Genomic DNA, 764 nt, shown 5'->3' on the forward strand with positions numbered 1-764 from the left:
GGCGCCGGCGCGGCCCCTCAGCCCCCACAGCGTCGCGCCGGCGCATCACCTTCAACCGTCCCGAGCGAACAGCTCTCACGGGCCGTAATCATCAAGAGGAGACGCCTATGCAAACCCCCGGACAAGCCGTCCTGCTCCGCATCTACACCGACGAAAACGCCCTGGTCGGCGATCGCTCCCTGATGGACGTCATCGTCCAGCGCGCCCAGACCGCGCGTCTGGCCGGCGCCACGGTCCTGCGCGGCCGCAAGGGGTTCGGTGAATCCGCACGCATGCACGAGCCGCGCCCGCTCGACTTCAACGACAACCTGCCCGTGGTCATCGAGTTCGTCGATGAGGAAGCCCGCCTGCGCGAGTTCCTGACCAAGCTCGACGACCTCAAGGACATCGGCCTGGTCACCTTCGAGAAGGTCGAGGTCCTTCGCTACGGCGGCCATCACGTCGAGCCGCACCGGTAGGAGCGAGCATTATGACCAGCAAGTCTGCGCACGATCATAAGGGCCACGATCATGGCCCGAATGACGACCACAAGCACGGTGAAGGGGAGGGCGGCCACGGCCACGCCCATGGTGGGCTTTTCGGCGAGCGAACCGAACTGATCTTCGCCCTGCTGTGCGGCGCGACCCTGCTGGTCGGCTGGCTCATCAGCCTCAAGGCCGATGGCTGGATCCCGCTGGCCTTCTATATGGCCGCCTACGTGTTCGGCGGTTGGTTCACCCTGACCGAGGCGATCGAAAACCTGCGCAAGCGCAAGTTCGAGATCG

General features: G+C 65.4%; 1 protein-coding gene and 1 pseudogene. Both read left to right on the forward strand.

Annotated elements, in window-relative coordinates; translation table 11 throughout:
- Positions 1–107: 107 nt before the first annotated feature.
- A complete protein-coding gene (locus AX690_RS00740; RefSeq protein ID WP_004616671.1) occupies positions 108–458 on the forward strand; it encodes a DUF190 domain-containing protein in 351 nt (116 codons plus the stop codon).
- A gap of 11 nt (positions 459–469) precedes the next feature.
- Positions 470–764 (forward strand): annotated as a pseudogene (locus tag AX690_RS00745) (heavy metal translocating P-type ATPase); the annotation flags it as partial.

It is taken from the genome of Caulobacter sp. CCH9-E1, from assembly GCF_001556515.1.
Taxonomy (GTDB): domain Bacteria; phylum Pseudomonadota; class Alphaproteobacteria; order Caulobacterales; family Caulobacteraceae; genus Caulobacter.

Coding starts and splice junctions, on each gene's coding strand:
- AX690_RS00740 (WP_004616671.1), top strand. CDS start 108: ATGCAAACCCCCGGACAAGCCGTCCTGCTCCGCATCTACACCGACGAA.